The 14,459-nt window shown below is 64.7% G+C and carries 15 protein-coding genes and 1 other RNA gene; 7 read left to right on the top strand and 9 right to left on the bottom strand.

Going from position 1 to position 14,459, the window contains the following annotated elements; genetic code table 11:
- The first annotated feature begins 64 nt into the window (after positions 1-64).
- Positions 65-577, top strand: a complete 513-nt coding sequence (locus ACVMB1_RS31320; protein WP_092078840.1) for a TIGR02281 family clan AA aspartic protease — start codon at positions 65-67, stop codon at positions 575-577.
- 276 nt (positions 578-853) lie between these two features.
- Here ACVMB1_RS31320 and ACVMB1_RS31315 read toward each other — a convergent pair whose 3' ends face one another.
- On the bottom strand, positions 854-1,243 hold the full coding sequence (locus ACVMB1_RS31315; RefSeq protein ID WP_141339966.1) for a hypothetical protein: 390 nt from the start codon (positions 1,241-1,243) through the stop codon (positions 854-856).
- 350 nt (positions 1,244-1,593) lie between these two features.
- On the bottom strand, positions 1,594-2,082 hold the full coding sequence (locus ACVMB1_RS31310) for a hypothetical protein (RefSeq protein ID WP_141339967.1): 489 nt from the start codon (positions 2,080-2,082) through the stop codon (positions 1,594-1,596).
- A gap of 444 nt (positions 2,083-2,526) precedes the next feature.
- Here ACVMB1_RS31310 and ACVMB1_RS31305 point away from each other — a divergent pair, with 444 nt between their 5' ends.
- Positions 2,527-4,026, top strand: coding sequence for a phosphomannomutase/phosphoglucomutase (locus ACVMB1_RS31305; RefSeq protein ID WP_076834911.1), 1,500 nt, complete (start codon positions 2,527-2,529; stop codon positions 4,024-4,026).
- Positions 4,027-4,146: 120 nt separating this feature from the next.
- Here the strand turns inward: ACVMB1_RS31305 and ACVMB1_RS31300 are convergent, their stop codons facing one another.
- The 6 genes from ACVMB1_RS31300 to ACVMB1_RS31275 form a co-directional block, all read right to left on the bottom strand.
- Positions 4,147-5,613: a methyl-accepting chemotaxis protein gene (locus ACVMB1_RS31300; RefSeq protein ID WP_076834912.1), complete on the bottom strand. Its 1,467-nt coding sequence runs from the start codon at positions 5,611-5,613 to the stop codon at positions 4,147-4,149.
- A complete protein-coding gene (locus ACVMB1_RS31295) occupies positions 5,594-5,902 on the bottom strand; it encodes a hypothetical protein (RefSeq protein ID WP_456849655.1) in 309 nt (102 codons plus the stop codon). The genes ACVMB1_RS31300 and ACVMB1_RS31295 overlap by 20 nt, the downstream gene beginning before the upstream one ends.
- Before the next feature lie 163 nt (positions 5,903-6,065).
- The gene (locus ACVMB1_RS31290) at positions 6,066-6,566 is read right to left on the bottom strand and encodes an Lrp/AsnC family transcriptional regulator (protein ID WP_016848075.1); all 501 of its coding nucleotides are present in this window, start codon (positions 6,564-6,566) and stop codon (positions 6,066-6,068) included.
- 76 nt (positions 6,567-6,642) lie between these two features.
- Entirely contained in the window at positions 6,643-7,590 is a 948-nt protein-coding gene (locus tag ACVMB1_RS31285; RefSeq protein WP_057018982.1) for a sugar kinase, read from the bottom strand.
- A 78-nt stretch (positions 7,591-7,668) separates the two neighbouring features.
- Positions 7,669-8,619, bottom strand: a complete 951-nt coding sequence (gene nudC, locus ACVMB1_RS31280) for an NAD(+) diphosphatase (protein WP_076834914.1) — start codon at positions 8,617-8,619, stop codon at positions 7,669-7,671.
- A 7-nt stretch (positions 8,620-8,626) separates the two neighbouring features.
- Positions 8,627-9,046 (bottom strand): HIT domain-containing protein, encoded by a 420-nt coding sequence (locus ACVMB1_RS31275; RefSeq protein WP_028344138.1) that lies wholly within the window; start codon positions 9,044-9,046, stop codon positions 8,627-8,629.
- A gap of 111 nt (positions 9,047-9,157) precedes the next feature.
- On the opposite strand from ACVMB1_RS31275, the gene ffs reads away from it, so the two are divergent.
- From ffs to ACVMB1_RS31250, 5 genes are all read left to right on the top strand, one after another.
- Positions 9,158-9,254: signal recognition particle sRNA small type (gene ffs / locus ACVMB1_RS31270), an RNA gene on the top strand.
- Positions 9,255-9,366: 112 nt separating this feature from the next.
- Positions 9,367-11,220 carry a DNA polymerase III subunit gamma/tau gene (locus ACVMB1_RS31265; protein WP_076834915.1) on the top strand — a complete coding sequence of 618 codons (1,854 nt, stop codon included), beginning with the start codon at positions 9,367-9,369 and terminating at the stop codon, positions 11,218-11,220.
- A gap of 23 nt (positions 11,221-11,243) precedes the next feature.
- Entirely contained in the window at positions 11,244-11,564 is a 321-nt protein-coding gene (locus ACVMB1_RS31260) for a YbaB/EbfC family nucleoid-associated protein (RefSeq protein WP_028335943.1), read from the top strand.
- On the top strand, positions 11,565-12,170 hold the full coding sequence (gene recR, locus ACVMB1_RS31255; protein ID WP_028335942.1) for a recombination mediator RecR: 606 nt from the start codon (positions 11,565-11,567) through the stop codon (positions 12,168-12,170). It abuts the gene before it with no gap.
- Between the two features lie 147 nt (positions 12,171-12,317).
- The gene (locus tag ACVMB1_RS31250) at positions 12,318-12,761 is read left to right on the top strand and encodes a hypothetical protein (protein ID WP_371852196.1); all 444 of its coding nucleotides are present in this window, start codon (positions 12,318-12,320) and stop codon (positions 12,759-12,761) included.
- 299 nt (positions 12,762-13,060) lie between these two features.
- On the opposite strand, the gene ACVMB1_RS31245 is transcribed toward ACVMB1_RS31250, so the two are convergent.
- Positions 13,061-14,431, bottom strand: a complete 1,371-nt coding sequence (locus tag ACVMB1_RS31245) for an AmpG family muropeptide MFS transporter (protein ID WP_076834916.1) — start codon at positions 14,429-14,431, stop codon at positions 13,061-13,063.
- Between the last annotated feature and the right edge of the window lie 28 nt (positions 14,432-14,459).

Below are 14,459 nucleotides of genomic sequence, written 5' to 3'. Positions count from 1 at the left end.
CCTCGCTCGCGGCGGGGCGGGCGGCGTGGTGAAATTGCGTGTTCGGTTTTCCGAGTATGGTGTCATGCGTAACCTGATGATTTTCGCGGCCATCCTGATCGGGCTGGGCACCTTCATGGCTCAGATGGCCAGCAAGATGTCGCCCGCCGCCGCGACCACCACAAAGCAGACCATGGCCCCAGCCGTCACGGTGGCGCAGGCCAGCGCCCGCACGCTCAGTATTGCGCCCGATCCTCGCGGTCATTTCGCGACCGACGGCCGGATCGACGGCCAGCGCATCAACTTCATGGTCGACACCGGCGCCTCGGTGGTAGCCCTGAACGAAACGTCCGCGGCACGCTTCGGCCTGCGTCCGGTGCCGGGCGATTACACCTCGCGCGTCACCACTGCCAACGGCACCATCAAGGCCGCGCGCGCCCGCATCGCCATGATCGAGATCGGCGGCCTCACCGTGCGCGACGTCGATGCCCTGGTGCTGCCCGACGAGGCGCTGTCGGAAAACCTGCTCGGCCTGTCCTTCCTGTCGAAGCTGAAGCGCTTCGAATATGCCAACGGCAAATTGTTGCTGGAGCAGTAAGGCCGATTGGCATCAAAGCCTATCCAAGTCTTCCGCCGGATGTCTTCCTCCGTGATGCGCATCGTCTCCTCAGAACGGCAGAAATTCCGCCGAAACTGAGGAAGGCGGACACACGAGTCGCCGCGAGGGAATTCAGTGCGCTGCTTGTTCACATTTTGGGAATGAGAGCGTAGTCGAGTCGATCTTCGCGACGGCGCGGCATTTGCGCCAGACGTTCGCGGGCAACGTCAGACCTGAGGCGCTTTCGCAGAGCGTCGCGCCGATCTCCCGCCGTGCTCACTGTAAATCCCTACTGCACTCTCTGATATAGCCGGGCGGGTCGTCGACATTCGGGCAGCGCACGACCTGAACGCAAAAGACTTCATCACCGTGTTTGAATATCGAGACTTTTAAACGCTCGCCTCTCTCCGTCGGTTTCCCGGTAATAGCTATGCCTAGGCCGGCATCGTCACCCGATAGCGACACCTCATCTTCCCCAAAAGGAAAAACGGATAAACACTCTTTCGGCACATCAATCCATTGCCCATTGTGTTCAATGCGCATCGACCGTTCCAAGCCTACCCCAAACCCTTTCTTTTCCGGGTTTCGGTCGCAAACTGCCTTGAGGGTGCGAAGTTCGATCTTCGCAAGATCCCCGCCTTGTTGATTTTTGAAAGTCAAAGTCACGACACCGGCTTACACCAGGGGCCCGAGTTTGCCTTGCATACCGTTGAATTGGCGAGCAGAAGGCATAAGGCTCCGGCGAGCACGAACATTTTCATCGGCATGACTCAATATTTGTATCGATTCCAATCAGGCATTCTCGACCCCGTTGGCTTGCCGTGAAGCCAATACAAATAGCTCCCATCCCAAGATCCAACCCACGCTCGATAATCCGGAGTTTTCTGCGAATAAGCCTTCGCATTGTCTAGATCTCCATCAATCTCGTGCTGATCATCCCAGTGCATGTGCCGACGTGCCACCGCTGTCGCCAAACCCCACACCACCGCCCAGCGCTCCGTCTTGGAATCCGCGCGCTATCTGATCGTAGTAATTCCGCGCGCTATCTGATCGTAGTAATATAGTCCGCCGCGCTTATGAATTTCCACGCCCAGTTCCGGGATAAAGCCCCTGCTCTTGGTCTCTTCCGGGTAATATTGGGCACCAAGGTCTATCATTTCCTTACGGGCAGCGTCCCATGCGCGCTCCGCGCTCTCGAAACCGATCCCCGCATTGCGGCTCGGAAAGTCGCCACCTTCGGCGCCGCCAAAGCGCTTGATGCCAGCGACGCCACCCGATCCGCTGGGGCTGTTGCCAGTCGCCGGCCCGTTGACGCCGGGCTGACCGGCTGCTGTCGCGGGCTGCTGCGGCTGGGGTTGCGCTGGTTGAGTCGGTGTCGGCGGCTGCTGAATCTGCGCCTGTTGAGTTACGCCATCCGCGGCGAACGGGTCGTGGTCAACGGGAACGAGCGAGTAGTCATCGAAATCCGGCTGATGGTCCACCGGCACCAGAAAGTAATCAGGCATCATCAATCACCTACAGATATTGCGGACACCTTCGGGGGAGCCAGCGCGTGACTGCACCTCGCGGAGAGGGCTGGGTTGGCTTTAGATGTTTGAAGCCAAGTGCTTGAAGGATGGCTTGCGCAATGGCGCGGAAGTGTCGCTTCCGGTTCGGCTTGCAAATCGTCTTCGCCGGACGCCCGCCTGTCGGCGGGGGCGGCCTTGGCCGTCAGCCAGTTCGGCTCGCTGCGGTGGCCGATTTCGGCGCGCTGCTGGGTCGGAGCGATTAGCGGTCAAGCAGCGCGTAGGGCGCAACAGCGCGGCGTATTGCGCCGGCGTGCAAGTATTGGCCGACGCCAAATCTGGCGCAATTATTAGCCACCAGCCCCAGTCTCTGCTTTCGCCCGGCCCGCGCATTCGCTAAAGGCTGCGACGATGTTTTTCTGCATACGACCATAAGGCCGAACCATGTTTCCCAAGCCGAAATCCGCGCTGGTTCCGAACACCTATGCCTTCGAATCCGAGCCGATGGTGAAGCCGACCGGGTTTCGCGAGTACGATGCGCGCTGGCTGTTCAACAAGGAAATCAACCTGATGGGCGTGCAGGCGCTGGGCATGGGGCTCGGCGCGCTGATCGCGGAGCTCGGCGTCCGCCAGGAGATCGTCACCGGTCACGATTTCCGCGGCTATTCCGCCTCGATCAAATACGCGCTGATCTCGGGGCTGATGGCGGCGGGCTGCAAGGTGCATGACATCGGGCTCGCGGTGACGCCGATGGCCTATTTCGCGCAGTTCGATCTCGACGTGCCCTGCGTCGCCATGGTCACCGCCTCGCACAACGACAATGGCTGGACCGGCGTCAAGATGGGCGCCAACCGTCCGCTCACCTTCGGTCCTGACGAGATGTCGCGGCTGAAGGCAATCGTGCTCAACGCCGAATTCAACAACACGGCTGGCGGCTCCTATCAATTCCACGAGAATTATCCGGCGCGCTACATCGCCGACCTCACCAGCCGGCCGAAGCTGAAGCGCAGGCTGAAGGTCGTCGCGGCCTGCGGCAACGGCACCGCGGGCGCGTTCGCGCCGCAGGTGCTGGAGGCGATCGGTTGCGATGTGATCCCGCTCGACACCGAGCTCGATCACACCTTCCCGAAATACAATCCGAACCCCGAAGACATGGAGATGCTGCACGCGATCCGCGATGCGGTGCTGGCGCACAAGGCCGATGTCGGCCTCGGCTTCGACGGCGACGGTGACCGCTGCGGCGTGGTCGACAACACCGGCGAGGAGATCTTCGCCGACAAGGTCGGCGTCATGCTGGCGCGCGACATGTCGGCGATCAACGCCAACGCGCAGTTCGTCGTCGACGTGAAGTCGACCGGGCTGTTCGTGACCGATCCCGTCTTGCAGAAGCAGGGCGCGAAGACGGTCTACTGGAAGACCGGCCATTCCTACATGAAGCGGCGCACCAATGAGCTGGGCGCGCTCGCCGGCTTCGAGAAGTCGGGCCACTTCTTCTTCAACAAGCCGTTCGGCCGCGGTTATGACGACGGCCTGGTGTCGGCGATCGCGATCTGCGAAATGCTCGACCGCGCCCCCGGCAAGTCGATGGCCGACCTGAAGAACGCGCTGCCGAAGACCTGGTCGTCGCCGACCATGTCGCCGCATTGCGCCGACGAGGCGAAGTACGGCGTCGTCGACGCTGTCGTGAAGCACTTCGAGGCGTTGCAGCAGCACGGCGGGAAGGTCGCGGGCCAGAACATCCGCGACCTCGTCACCGTCAATGGCGTGCGCGTCACGGTCGAGGACGGCAGTTGGGGCCTGGTGCGCGCGTCCTCGAACAAGCCGGAGCTCGTGGTCGTGGTGGAAAGCCCGGTCAGCGAGCGGCGCATGCACGACATGTTCGAGGCGATGGATGCCGTGCTGCGCACGCATCCCGAGGTCGGCGAGTATAATCAGAAGATTTGAGCTGGGTGCTCCTGGGTCGTCATTGCCGGGCTTGACCCGGCAATCCATCTCGGAAAAGCTTTCTTGAAAATCGATGGGCACGCGGGTCAAGCCAGCGTGCGACGGTCGGTGTCCGCAGCTTCACGCCGCCCGCAGCGAGGCCAGGAAGCGGTCCAGCTCGGTCTTCAGCCACTCCGATTGCGACGACAGGCCGTTGGCCGCATCGAGCAGTTGTGCGGTCGCGCTGCCGGCCTGTTCGGAGGCGCGGTTGACGTTGAGGATGCCCTTGTTGACGTCCCGCGTGCGATCGGCGGCCTGCTGCAAATTGCTGGAAATCTCACGGGTCGCCGCGCCCTGCTGATCGACGGCGGCCGCGATCTCGCCGGAGACCTGGTCGATCTCCGCGATCGTGGACCCGATGGTCCCGATCGCGCTGACGGCCGCGCCGGTCGCGCTCTGGATATCCTGGATCTGGGCCGAAATCTCCTCGGTCGCCTTGGCGGTCTGGTTGGCCAGTGCCTTGACCTCGCTTGCGACCACGGCGAAACCGCGGCCATGCTCGCCGGCGCGCGCCGCTTCGATGGTGGCGTTCAGGGCGAGCAGATTGGTCTGGCTGGCGATGCTCTGGATCAACGTCACCACCTCGCCGATCTTCTGCGTGCCGGCGGCAAGGCCTTCGACGACGCTGTTGGTGCGGCGTGCCTCGTCGGCGGCCTTGGCGGCGATCCGCGCCGAGCGCGTCACCTGCTCGGCGATGTTGTTGATCGAGGCCGTCAGCTCTTCGGTCGCGGACGCGACGGTTTCCACATTGCTCGAGGCCAGCGTCGATGCGGAGGCGGCGGCGGTGGCCTGGCGGATGGTTTCCGCGTTGCTGCCGTTCATCGTTGCCGACAGGTCCTGCATCGCGCCGGCCGCCACCGCGACGGCCTCGACGACCTCGCCGATCTTGCGCTCGAAGCCGGCGGCGAGCTCGCGCCGCGCGGCATCGCGATCCTGCTTGGCGCGTTCGGCCTCGATGCGCTCGGCGTTGGCGCGCGCCTCGGCGGCACCGGCGGCCTCGGCCTCCGCCGCCTTCAGCGCCGACGTCCTGAACAGTTCGGCAAGCGTGTGCGCGAGCCAGATCAGCACGCCGGCCTCGATCAGCAGGATCACGGCGTGGAGAACGACGCGACCGAAATCGGCGCCGCCGGGATAGATCGCAGCCGGCAGGATGAAATTCAGCGTCAGGTGGTGCAGGGCAACCGCCAAAGTGCCGGCGACGATCGGCCGATAGTCGCAATAGGCGACGAGGCACGCCAGCGCGGCGAAGAAATACATGTGCATGTCGACCTGCCAGCGGTGGCCGGCAAACTGGTAGACCAGTATCGACACGCCGGCCATCAGGGCCACGGCAACGATCAGGCGGGTTGAAACGCCGTTCCCCGAGACGCGCCACGACAACGTCGCGGCCAGCGCCATCGCGACCGTGAAGCCGGCCGGCATCAGCCAGTCGGTGTGCAGTGTGATGCCGACGATGATCGCGATCGGAACGTGCAGCCACAGCACCACGAGCAGGATCTTGCTCGCCGTCTCGCGCAGCGCGGCCATTTCATCGCCTTCGAAGGTCATCCCCAACCCCCAGATCGTCATCCGCCGTGAAGCAGCCGGCGATCGCCTGCGGATCCATGGTCAGCAAGGCGCCGGCCTCGTACAGCCGGCCCAGCCCGCCATTGCGGTCAGGCCGCACCACCAGCAGGGCCGGGATCGCGGTCATCCGAACGATCGACGCATCGGCGGATGCGGCGGCCAGCAGCGCGCGCTCGGCGCGCCACCATGGCGGAAAGGCCACGGCCACCACATCGCTGCCCGCACGCACCTTTAGCGACAGCGTTGCGACCGCGATCCAGCTCGCGATCAACAATGCGGCCGCGCCCAGCCAGGCAGGCCGTCGTCTCGCTGGGATGATCTCCCCCGGCTCCATCGCAGCATGATACCGCTGCCGGCGCTAACTTCAGGTAAATACCGAACCGGCGAACTACCTGGGAGCGTATCGACCTATCGTGTGGGGTGTGCGGCGGCGCTTACGCCGCGGGCACCGGCAGCGCCGTCACCGACTTGATCTTCTCCATCGCGAAGCGCGAGGTGACGTTCTTCAGCGGCACGGCACTGATCAGCTTCTTGTAGAAGACGTCGTAGGCCTGCATGTCCGCGACCACGACGCGCAGCATGTAGTCGACGTCGCCGGCCATCCGGTAGAACTCCATCACCTCGGGCATGGCGCTGACGGCGTCGGCGAATTTGCGCAGCCAGGCTTCCGAATGGTCGGCGCTCTCGACCGAGACGAACACCGAAATCCCGAGGCCGATCTTGTTCTGGTCGACCAGCGCCACGCGGCGCAGGATCACGCCGTCGGCCTCCAGCCGCTGGATGCGCTTCCAGCACGGCGTCGACGACAGGCCGACCCGGTCGCCGATCTCGGCGACGGAGAGCGACGCATCCTCCTGCAGCACGGTTAGAATCTTGCGATCGATCGCATCGAGGCGGCGGCTGTTGTCATGAAGCTGAATGGCGACATCGGTCATAGAAGAAAGTTCCATATGAGGGTTCAATATCCCTCATATAGAGAAGAATCTTCCAAATCAAGCGATTCGTGGCGGCTCAGGCCGGCCTGGCGTCGGCGTGTTGACCCAAAAACTCTTCAACTTCAGTACGTTGCGGTGCGGCATAAGCACCCCCGAAGCGGGTGCATTTCAGCGCTGCAGCGGCCGAGGCGAAGCGGAGCGCGTCCCGTAGCGGCTGTTTCTCGGTGATGGCGAGGGCGAAGGCCCCGTGGAAGACGTCGCCGGCCCCGAGCGTGTCGACGGTATGGACCGGGAAGGCCGGGGTTTCCTCGAGCTCGCCGTTCTCGTTGAGCCAGATCGTGCCCATCGGCCCGCGCGTGCCGGCCAGGAAGGAGGGGGTGAGCTTGGCGAGCTTGTGCAGCGCCTGGCCGTCGTCGGTGACGTCGGCGGTCTCCTGCAGCGGCTCGCTGGAGAACACCAGGTGGGAGGAGGCGGTGAGCAGCCCCTCCCGCATCGACATCGCGCGGTCGACGTCGACCACCACGGGGATACCGCGCTTGACCGCCTCGGCGCAAAGCTCGGTGCAGAACGGCGCGCAGCGGCTCTCGGTCAGGATCGCCGCGCAATCCTCCAGCAAGAGTTCGGTCGGCGGCAGCTTGACCTTCCAGAGCTCCGGATCGCGGAAGGTGACGATGGTGCGTTCGCCGCTGTCGTCGATCATGATCGCCGAGATCGGGGTGACCAGGTTCGGCATGTGGATCAGATGATTGGTCTCGATGCCTTCCTGGGCGAGCTTGTCGAAGATGTAGCGGCTCGAGGTCTCCTGCGAATCGCCCATCGGTCCGCAGATCGAAGCGCGCCCGCCCAGCCGGACGATGCCGATGGCGGCGTTCAGCGCATTGCCGCCGCAGATCTCGTCGAAATGCGTCGCATTCTCCTTGGAGCCGCGCGCCGGGACGCTGACCCGAAAGGTCAGGTCGCGCACCGGCAGGCCGATGCAGAGGATGCGGGGCGGGACTTTCGGGGCGCCGTTCTGAAAATTCATGCGGGGATCCGTCGCGGTGGTTCCGTTACTGCCAGAACTGTGTCCAGCTTTAATCGGCAGAACGATGTCCGGTTCCCGCTATTTGTCCAACGGGTTCTGGTGATGCACCCAGCGGCCGAGCAGATGATGGGCAATCGCGAACGGATGCGGGCCGGCGAGCCCTTCGGGATGCTGGCGCTTCAGCATCAGCGACGCCTCGGCATGGTCGAACCAGCGCGCATCTTCCAGCTCGGTGCGGTCGACCACGATGTCCTCGTTGGTCGCGCGCGCGGTGCAGCCGATCATCAGCGATGACGGATAGGGCCAGGGCTGCGTCATGTAGTAATTGACGTCGGTGCAGCGGATGCCGGACTCCTCGAAAATCTCGCGCCGCACGGCGTCCTCGATGGTCTCCGCGGCTTCCACGAACCCGGCGAGGCAGGAATACATGCCGGGCATGAACTGCTTCTGCCGTCCCAACAGCACCTTATCGCCATACGTGACCAGCATGATCACCACCGGATCGGTGCGCGGAAAGTGCTCGGCCTTGCAGCTCGGGCATTCGCGCTTCCAGCCGCCGTCCTTCATCGCCGTGCGGGTGCCGCAGTTCGCGCAGAAGCCGTGGCGCTGATGCCAGGTCACCATCGATTTCGCCATCGCGATGGCCGAGAGCTGCTCGGGCGGCACCACGCCCTGCATCGCCATGCCGCGCAATTCGGTGATCGCGACGTCGGCGCGTCCGACCAGCTTCTCGGCCGCCTGCGGCGCGATCCCCATGCCGAAGATCGGCGCGGCGTCGCGCAGCCCCAGGAAGATCGTGCCGGGATTGGCGCCGTAGCTGCGGGCTTCCTCCAGCGACAGCAGCGCGCGGGCGCCGCCGTCCTCCTGCTTCACGACCAGCGAGTCGCGATAGATCACATAGGCTCTAGCCTCGCGGTGGCCTTCCAGCGCGAACAGCTTCTCGTCGTTGGTGCGCAGATGCGCGGCGCGGTCCAGCACGTGGGTGACGAAGGCCGGCTGGCCGAGCGGAAATGAATCGAATGCAGACATTGAATGTTCAACCCAACCAGATCTTGCGGCGAAGCGCGCTGATGAAATTCTGCACTTCCTCGGCGTCATGCGCCAGCGGCGGCATCACGCCCCAAACGGGACGCGGCCATGCAGCGTCGCTGGTGCGGCGCGCGATGACGTGGACGTGCAGCTGCGGGACGAGGTTGCCGAGCGCGGCGACATTCAGCTTGTCGCACTTGGTGACCTCTTTCAGGGCCCGCGAGACGCGGGTGATTTCCGTCATCAGCTGCGCCTGCGCGACCTCGTCGAGGTCGATGATCTCGACCGCGCCGTCGCGCCGCGGCACCAGCAGCAGCCACGGATAATGCGCATCCTTGATGACGAGCACCTTGCACAGCGGCAGGTCGCCGATGTCGATGGTGTCTTTCTTGAGCTGCGAATGCAGCGACCAATTGGAGGCGGGCATGGGGGGCAAATAATGCCTTTCCGTGTTCCCAGACAAGCCCCGCAAAGCCAGCCTTACAAAGCCGGGTCAGGCCGCTTGCTTTCCGGCGGTTTTGGCCCCAAATAGGGACCGGGAGATTGGCGGTGGACGAGCCACTCGCCAACCGGGTCAGGTCCGGAAGGAAGCAGCCCTAACGAGGTCCGGATCGGGTCGCTCGTCAGTCTCCTACCTGTTTTTCCGAGCGAATCGCGCTGGAATGGCGGTCTCCGCGCCCGGCGCTCGATTTTGGCTCCTATCCGCACGCCGGCTGAAGAGACAATTCCCAAGTTGCGGATCGATGCATGAATGACGCTGGCGACCCCTCCCATCCGTCCGACGGCGCAGGCAAAGGGAGCCTTGACGGCGGTTTCGATCTCGGCGGCGCGCCGGACGCCGCAAAACCCTACCGCGTTCTTGCCCGCAAATACCGCCCCTCCAGCTTCGAGGACCTGATCGGCCAGGAGGCCATGGTGCGCACCGTCTCGAACGCGTTCGAGACCGGGCGAATTCCGCAGGCCTGGATTCTCACCGGCGTCCGCGGGGTTGGCAAGACCACCACCGCGCGCATCCTCGCCCGCGCCTTGAACTACGCCAAGCCGGACGGCTCGGTGCAGGGGCCGACCATCCACATGCCGGACCTCGGCATCCACTGCCAGGCGATCATGGAAAGCCGGCACATGGACGTGCTGGAGATGGACGCCGCGTCCCACACCGGGGTCGACGATGTCCGCCAGATCAATGACAGCGTGCGCTACGCGCCGGCCAGCGCGCGCTACAAGGTCTATATCATCGACGAAGTCCACATGCTGTCGACGGCGGCCTTCAACGCCTTCCTGAAGACGCTGGAGGAGCCGCCGGAGCACGCCAAATTCGTGTTCGCCACCACCGAAATCCGCAAGGTTCCGATCACGGTGCTGTCGCGCTGCCAGCGCTTCGACCTGCGCCGCGTCGAAGCCGACGTGCTGATGAAGCATCTCGGCAATATCGCGACCAAGGAAGGCGTCGAGGTCGAGCCCGAGGCGCTCGGCATCATCGCGCGGGCGGCCGAGGGATCGGTGCGCGACTCGCTGTCGCTGTTCGACCAGGCGATTGCGCATGCCGCCGGCAATGTGAAGGCCGACGCGGTCAGGCAGATGCTCGGCCTCGCCGACCGCACCCGCGTGATCGATCTGTTCGAACAGCTGGCGCGCGGCGATATCGCCGCCGCCTTCGCCGAATTCCGCGCGCAATATGACGTCGGCGCCGATCCGGTCGTGGTGCTGTCCGACCTTGCCGAGTTCGTCAATTTCGTCACCCGCGTGAAGTTCGTGCCGGGGACGGCCGACAATGTCGCGTTCGGCGAGACCGAGCGGGTGCGGGCGCGTGAATTCGCCGCCAAGCTGTCGATGCGGGTGCTGTCGCGGATGTGGCAGATGCTGCTCAAGGGCATCGCCGAGGTGCAGACCGCGACACGCCCGGCCGCTGCCGCCGAAATGGTGCTGGTGCGGATTGCCTATGTCGCCGATCTGCCGACGCCGGATGAGGCGATCCGGATGATCGAGCAGAATGGCGGTGGCGCTGCGCCCGCGACGTCGGGTTCCGCCGCGTCGTCACCGTCACGCGGCGCACCGAGCTCGGCGATGTCGGCCATGCCGTCGGCGCCGGTGCGCACGCCGCAGGCCGCGCCGCGCGGCGATCTCGCCGCGCGTCCGCAGATGGCAGCGCCGGTCGCCGATGCCGCGCCGGCGCTGCGGATATCAAGCTTTCCGCAACTGATCGCGCTCGCCGGCGAGAAGCGCGACATCATGATGAAGAGTGCGCTGGAAGCCGATGTGCGGCTGGTGCGCATCGAGGACGGCCAGCTCGAGATCGCCCTCGAGCCGAAGGCGCAGCGCGCGCTGGTCACCGATCTGTCGCGCAAGCTCGAACTATGGACCGGGCGGCGCTGGACCGTGATCATCTCCAACGAGGCCGGCCAGCCCACGGTGCGCTCGCAGAACGAACTGGCGCGCAGCGAGCACCAGCGCGCCGCCGAGGCCGATCCGCGCGTGCAGGAGGTGCTGGCGCGCTTCCCCGGCACCAAGGTGGTCGAGGTTCGCCGCCTTGCCGCCGAGGTTCCGGTTTCGGATGCGTCAGGCGAAGACCCGATTGAAACTTCCGACAGCGACGACGATTGATATTTGGCTATAGGGACGCACGCATGGCTGATTTTCTCGGCATGATGAAGCAGGCAGCGCAGCTGCAATCCAAGATGCAGGAGATGCAGGAACAGCTCGGCAATGTCGAGGTCGAAGGCATCTCCGGCGGCGGCCTGGTCACGGTGCGCATGACCGCCAAGATGGAAGTGAAGGGCATCAAGATCGATCCGTCGCTGATGAAGCCGGAGGAACGCGAGGTGCTCGAGGATCTCCTGGTCACCGCGCATGGCGATGCACGCCGCAAGGCCGAGACCGCGATGCAGGAGAAGATGATGGCGCTCACCGGCGGGCTCGGCCTGCCGCCGGGATTTGGTCCGACTTAAATGGCTGCAAGCGTTGCCGGCCCCGAGATTGAACGCCTGATCCAGTTGCTGGCGCGGCTGCCGGGCCTCGGGCCCCGTTCGGCGCGGCGCGCGGCGCTGCATCTGATCAAGAAGCGCGAAGCCCTGATGACGCCGCTGACCGCGGCGCTGCAGGTCGCGATCGACAAGATCCAGGTCTGCAAGACCTGCGGAAACATCGATACACAAAACCCCTGCACCGTGTGCACCGATCCGCGCCGCGATCCCTCGATCATCGTCGTGGTCGCTGACGTCGCCGACCTCTGGGCGCTGGAACGCGCCAATGCGACCAATGGCCGCTATCACGTGCTCGGCGCAACGCTGTCGCCGCTCGACGGCGTCGGTCCGCAGGATCTCACCATCGATCAGCTGGTGGCACGCGCGCATGCGCCTGAGGTCAGCGAGATCATTTTGGCGCTCAATGCGACCGTCGACGGCCAGACCACCGCGCATTACATCACCGACCTGTTGTCGGAGGCCAATGTGCGGGTGACGCGGCTGGCGCATGGCGTGCCGGTCGGCGGAGAGCTTGATTACCTCGATGAAGGTACGCTATCTGCAGCCATGCGGCAGCGGACGCTGTTCTAGCGCGCGATGCTGGCGCCGAGCACGCGTCAGGCGCCAAGCGATCGGTCACAATCCGAAAAGATCGCACCAAAACAAAATGGTAGGGTGGATGCCGATTCGGGGACGGTCATTCACGCTCTGACGAATCAAGATACGGAACCACTGACAATGACGGCACACCGATTCGGCGTACGCTTGTTCGGCGTACGTTTGGGCTTTGCGCTTCTGACGGCAACGTTCGCCGCGCCTTGCGCGCTCGCGCAGCAGGCCGACGCCCCGCAGAAGCCCGGCAAGATGATCCACGCCGGCGACGTGCTGTCGGGAGAGCTCGGCGTCATGAAGGTGCGTGACGCCAAGAACCGCGGCAAGCGCGTCGCGACCTACCAGATCACCAGCGAGCCGCGCCGCCTGCCGCCGCCGAACGGTCTGTGCAATCTCGAGACCGGGCCGGAAACCTTCCAGCTGATTCCGACCAACGACGCCCAGGCCGCGCAACTCAAAAGCCTCTCCGGCAAGGAAATCTCGGTGAAGGTCGACGAAGTCGCCTGCGCCAAGGACGCCGGCGAGATGAGCGAAGCCATCGTCACAAAGTGGAGCGTGGTGGCGAAGTAGGATCGTGCCTCGGTTACGGTGTCATCGCCTGGATGCGCGGGTAATGACACCGCGCTGTTTCTTGAGTTGCGACCCATCCTCATCGTCGTCCTGGCGAAGGCCAGGACCCATAATCACTGGCCTTGCTTGTCGGATGGATCGTGGCCTCGACATCGCGCAACAATTCGCATTTGGGGTAATGGGTCCTGGCTTTCGCCAGGACGACGCGCGGAGAGAGTGGTTCCGCCGCTTCCCCGCTGAATTACGAACGCCTCTGGAATACAGGGCGGATTCACCCGGTCAAGCCGGGCTACAGGCGACTAAACCCTGACCGGCCCCAGCTCGTCGAAATGCCCGCGCCGCTGCAGCCAGGCGAGCAGGATCAGGCTCGGGATCGCGACCAGCACGCAGATCACGAAGAACATCTGCCAGCCGACGGCCTTGGCGACATAACCGGCGCCTGACGACAGATAGGTGCGGCCGACCGCGGCGAGCGCCGTGAGCAGCGCGTACTGGGTCGCGGTGTGCAGCGGATTGCGGCACAGCGCCGACAAATAGGCGACGAAGATCACGGTGCCGATCGCGCTGGTGAAATTCTCCGCGGTGATCGCAAGCGCGAGCGCCCATTGATCGACGCCGACATGGGCGAGCCAGGAGAATGAGAGATTGGCGACCGCCTGCAGCACGCCGCCGATCCAGAGGCTAGTCGCGAGCGAATAGCGCCGCGCCACGAAGCCGCCGGCAAAGCCGCCGATCAGGGTCGCGGCAAGGCCGACGCCTTTCACGATCGCCGCGTAATCGACCTTGGAAAAGCCGATGTCGATCACGAACGGCGCGGTCATGGTGCCTGAAAACGCGTCGGTGAACTTGAACAGCACCACAAAGGCGAGCGCCGCGAAGGCGTCCTTGCGGCTGAGGAACTCGGAGAACGCGCCGAGCGCGGCATGTAGCACGCGTTCGGCCGGGTTCTGCGCATGCGTCGCCGCCTCCGCGCCCTTCGATTGCGTCGGCTCGGTCGCCGCAAGCGCGGTGACGATGCCGATCACGACCAGCGCGGCCATCACCACGTAGCCCCACATCCAGGCCGACAGGCGCACGAGGCCAGCGGACTCGAAGCCGCTGACGATGAACAGCGCGCCTGCGGTCGAGACCAGCATGCCGACGCGGTACGCCGCGACATAGGACGCCATGCCGGCGGCCTGCTCGCTTTCAGGCAGGCTTTCGACGCGGAAGGCATCGACCACGATGTCCTGCGTCGACGATGCGGTTGCGACCAGCAGCGCGGCGAAGGCCGCGAACCACGGCGATCGCGCCGGATCGGCCATCGCCAGCACCAGGATCGCCGCGATCAGCAGCAGCTGCGAGAACAGCAGCCAGCCGCGGCGGCGGCCGAACATCTGCGTGAACAGCGGAACATGCAGCGCGTCGACCAGCGGCGCCCAGAGGAATTTCAGCGTGTAGGGCGTGCCGATCAGCGCCAGCAGCCCGATGGTGCCGAGATCGACCCCGGCCTCCTTCATCCAGACCTGCAGCGTCGAGCCCGACAGTGCCAGCGGCAGCCCCGAGGAGAAGCCCAGCAGCAGCACGATCAGCACCCGCGGCTGCAGATACACCGCAAAACTGTCGCGCCAGGAGGTGGCGGCGGGGGGATTCTTTTCCGATTGGGTCGCGGTCACTTCGGGCGCGGTCATGTCCCTCTGTTAGCAGATTCGACCGCAG

This window comes from Bradyrhizobium sp. USDA 4504 (assembly GCF_054063995.1).
Note: the sequence above shows the minus strand (reverse complement) of the source record. Positions and strands in the feature narration are given on the sequence as shown.

Bases quoted from the DNA above. Each gene is read 5' to 3' on its own strand.
- ACVMB1_RS31310 (WP_141339967.1), bottom strand. From the start codon at position 2,082: ATGCCTGATTACTTTCTGGTGCCGGTGGACCATCAGCCGGATTTCGAT.
- nudC (WP_076834914.1), bottom strand. From the start codon at position 8,619: ATGTCTGCATTCGATTCATTTCCGCTCGGCCAGCCGGCCTTCGTCACC.
- ACVMB1_RS31275 (WP_028344138.1), bottom strand. From the start codon at position 9,046: ATGCCCGCCTCCAATTGGTCGCTGCATTCGCAGCTCAAGAAAGACACC.
- ACVMB1_RS31320 (WP_092078840.1), top strand. From the start codon at position 65: ATGCGTAACCTGATGATTTTCGCGGCCATCCTGATCGGGCTGGGCACC.
- ACVMB1_RS31250 (WP_371852196.1), top strand. From the start codon at position 12,318: ATGACGGCACACCGATTCGGCGTACGCTTGTTCGGCGTACGTTTGGGC.
- ACVMB1_RS31245 (WP_076834916.1), bottom strand. From the start codon at position 14,431: ATGACCGCGCCCGAAGTGACCGCGACCCAATCGGAAAAGAATCCCCCC.
- ACVMB1_RS31265 (WP_076834915.1), top strand. From the start codon at position 9,367: ATGAATGACGCTGGCGACCCCTCCCATCCGTCCGACGGCGCAGGCAAA.
- ACVMB1_RS31305 (WP_076834911.1), top strand. From the start codon at position 2,527: ATGTTTCCCAAGCCGAAATCCGCGCTGGTTCCGAACACCTATGCCTTC.
- recR (WP_028335942.1), top strand. From the start codon at position 11,565: ATGGCTGCAAGCGTTGCCGGCCCCGAGATTGAACGCCTGATCCAGTTG.
- ACVMB1_RS31300 (WP_076834912.1), bottom strand. From the start codon at position 5,613: ATGACCTTCGAAGGCGATGAAATGGCCGCGCTGCGCGAGACGGCGAGC.
- ACVMB1_RS31290 (WP_016848075.1), bottom strand. From the start codon at position 6,566: ATGACCGATGTCGCCATTCAGCTTCATGACAACAGCCGCCGCCTCGAT.
- ACVMB1_RS31260 (WP_028335943.1), top strand. From the start codon at position 11,244: ATGGCTGATTTTCTCGGCATGATGAAGCAGGCAGCGCAGCTGCAATCC.
- ACVMB1_RS31285 (WP_057018982.1), bottom strand. From the start codon at position 7,590: ATGAATTTTCAGAACGGCGCCCCGAAAGTCCCGCCCCGCATCCTCTGC.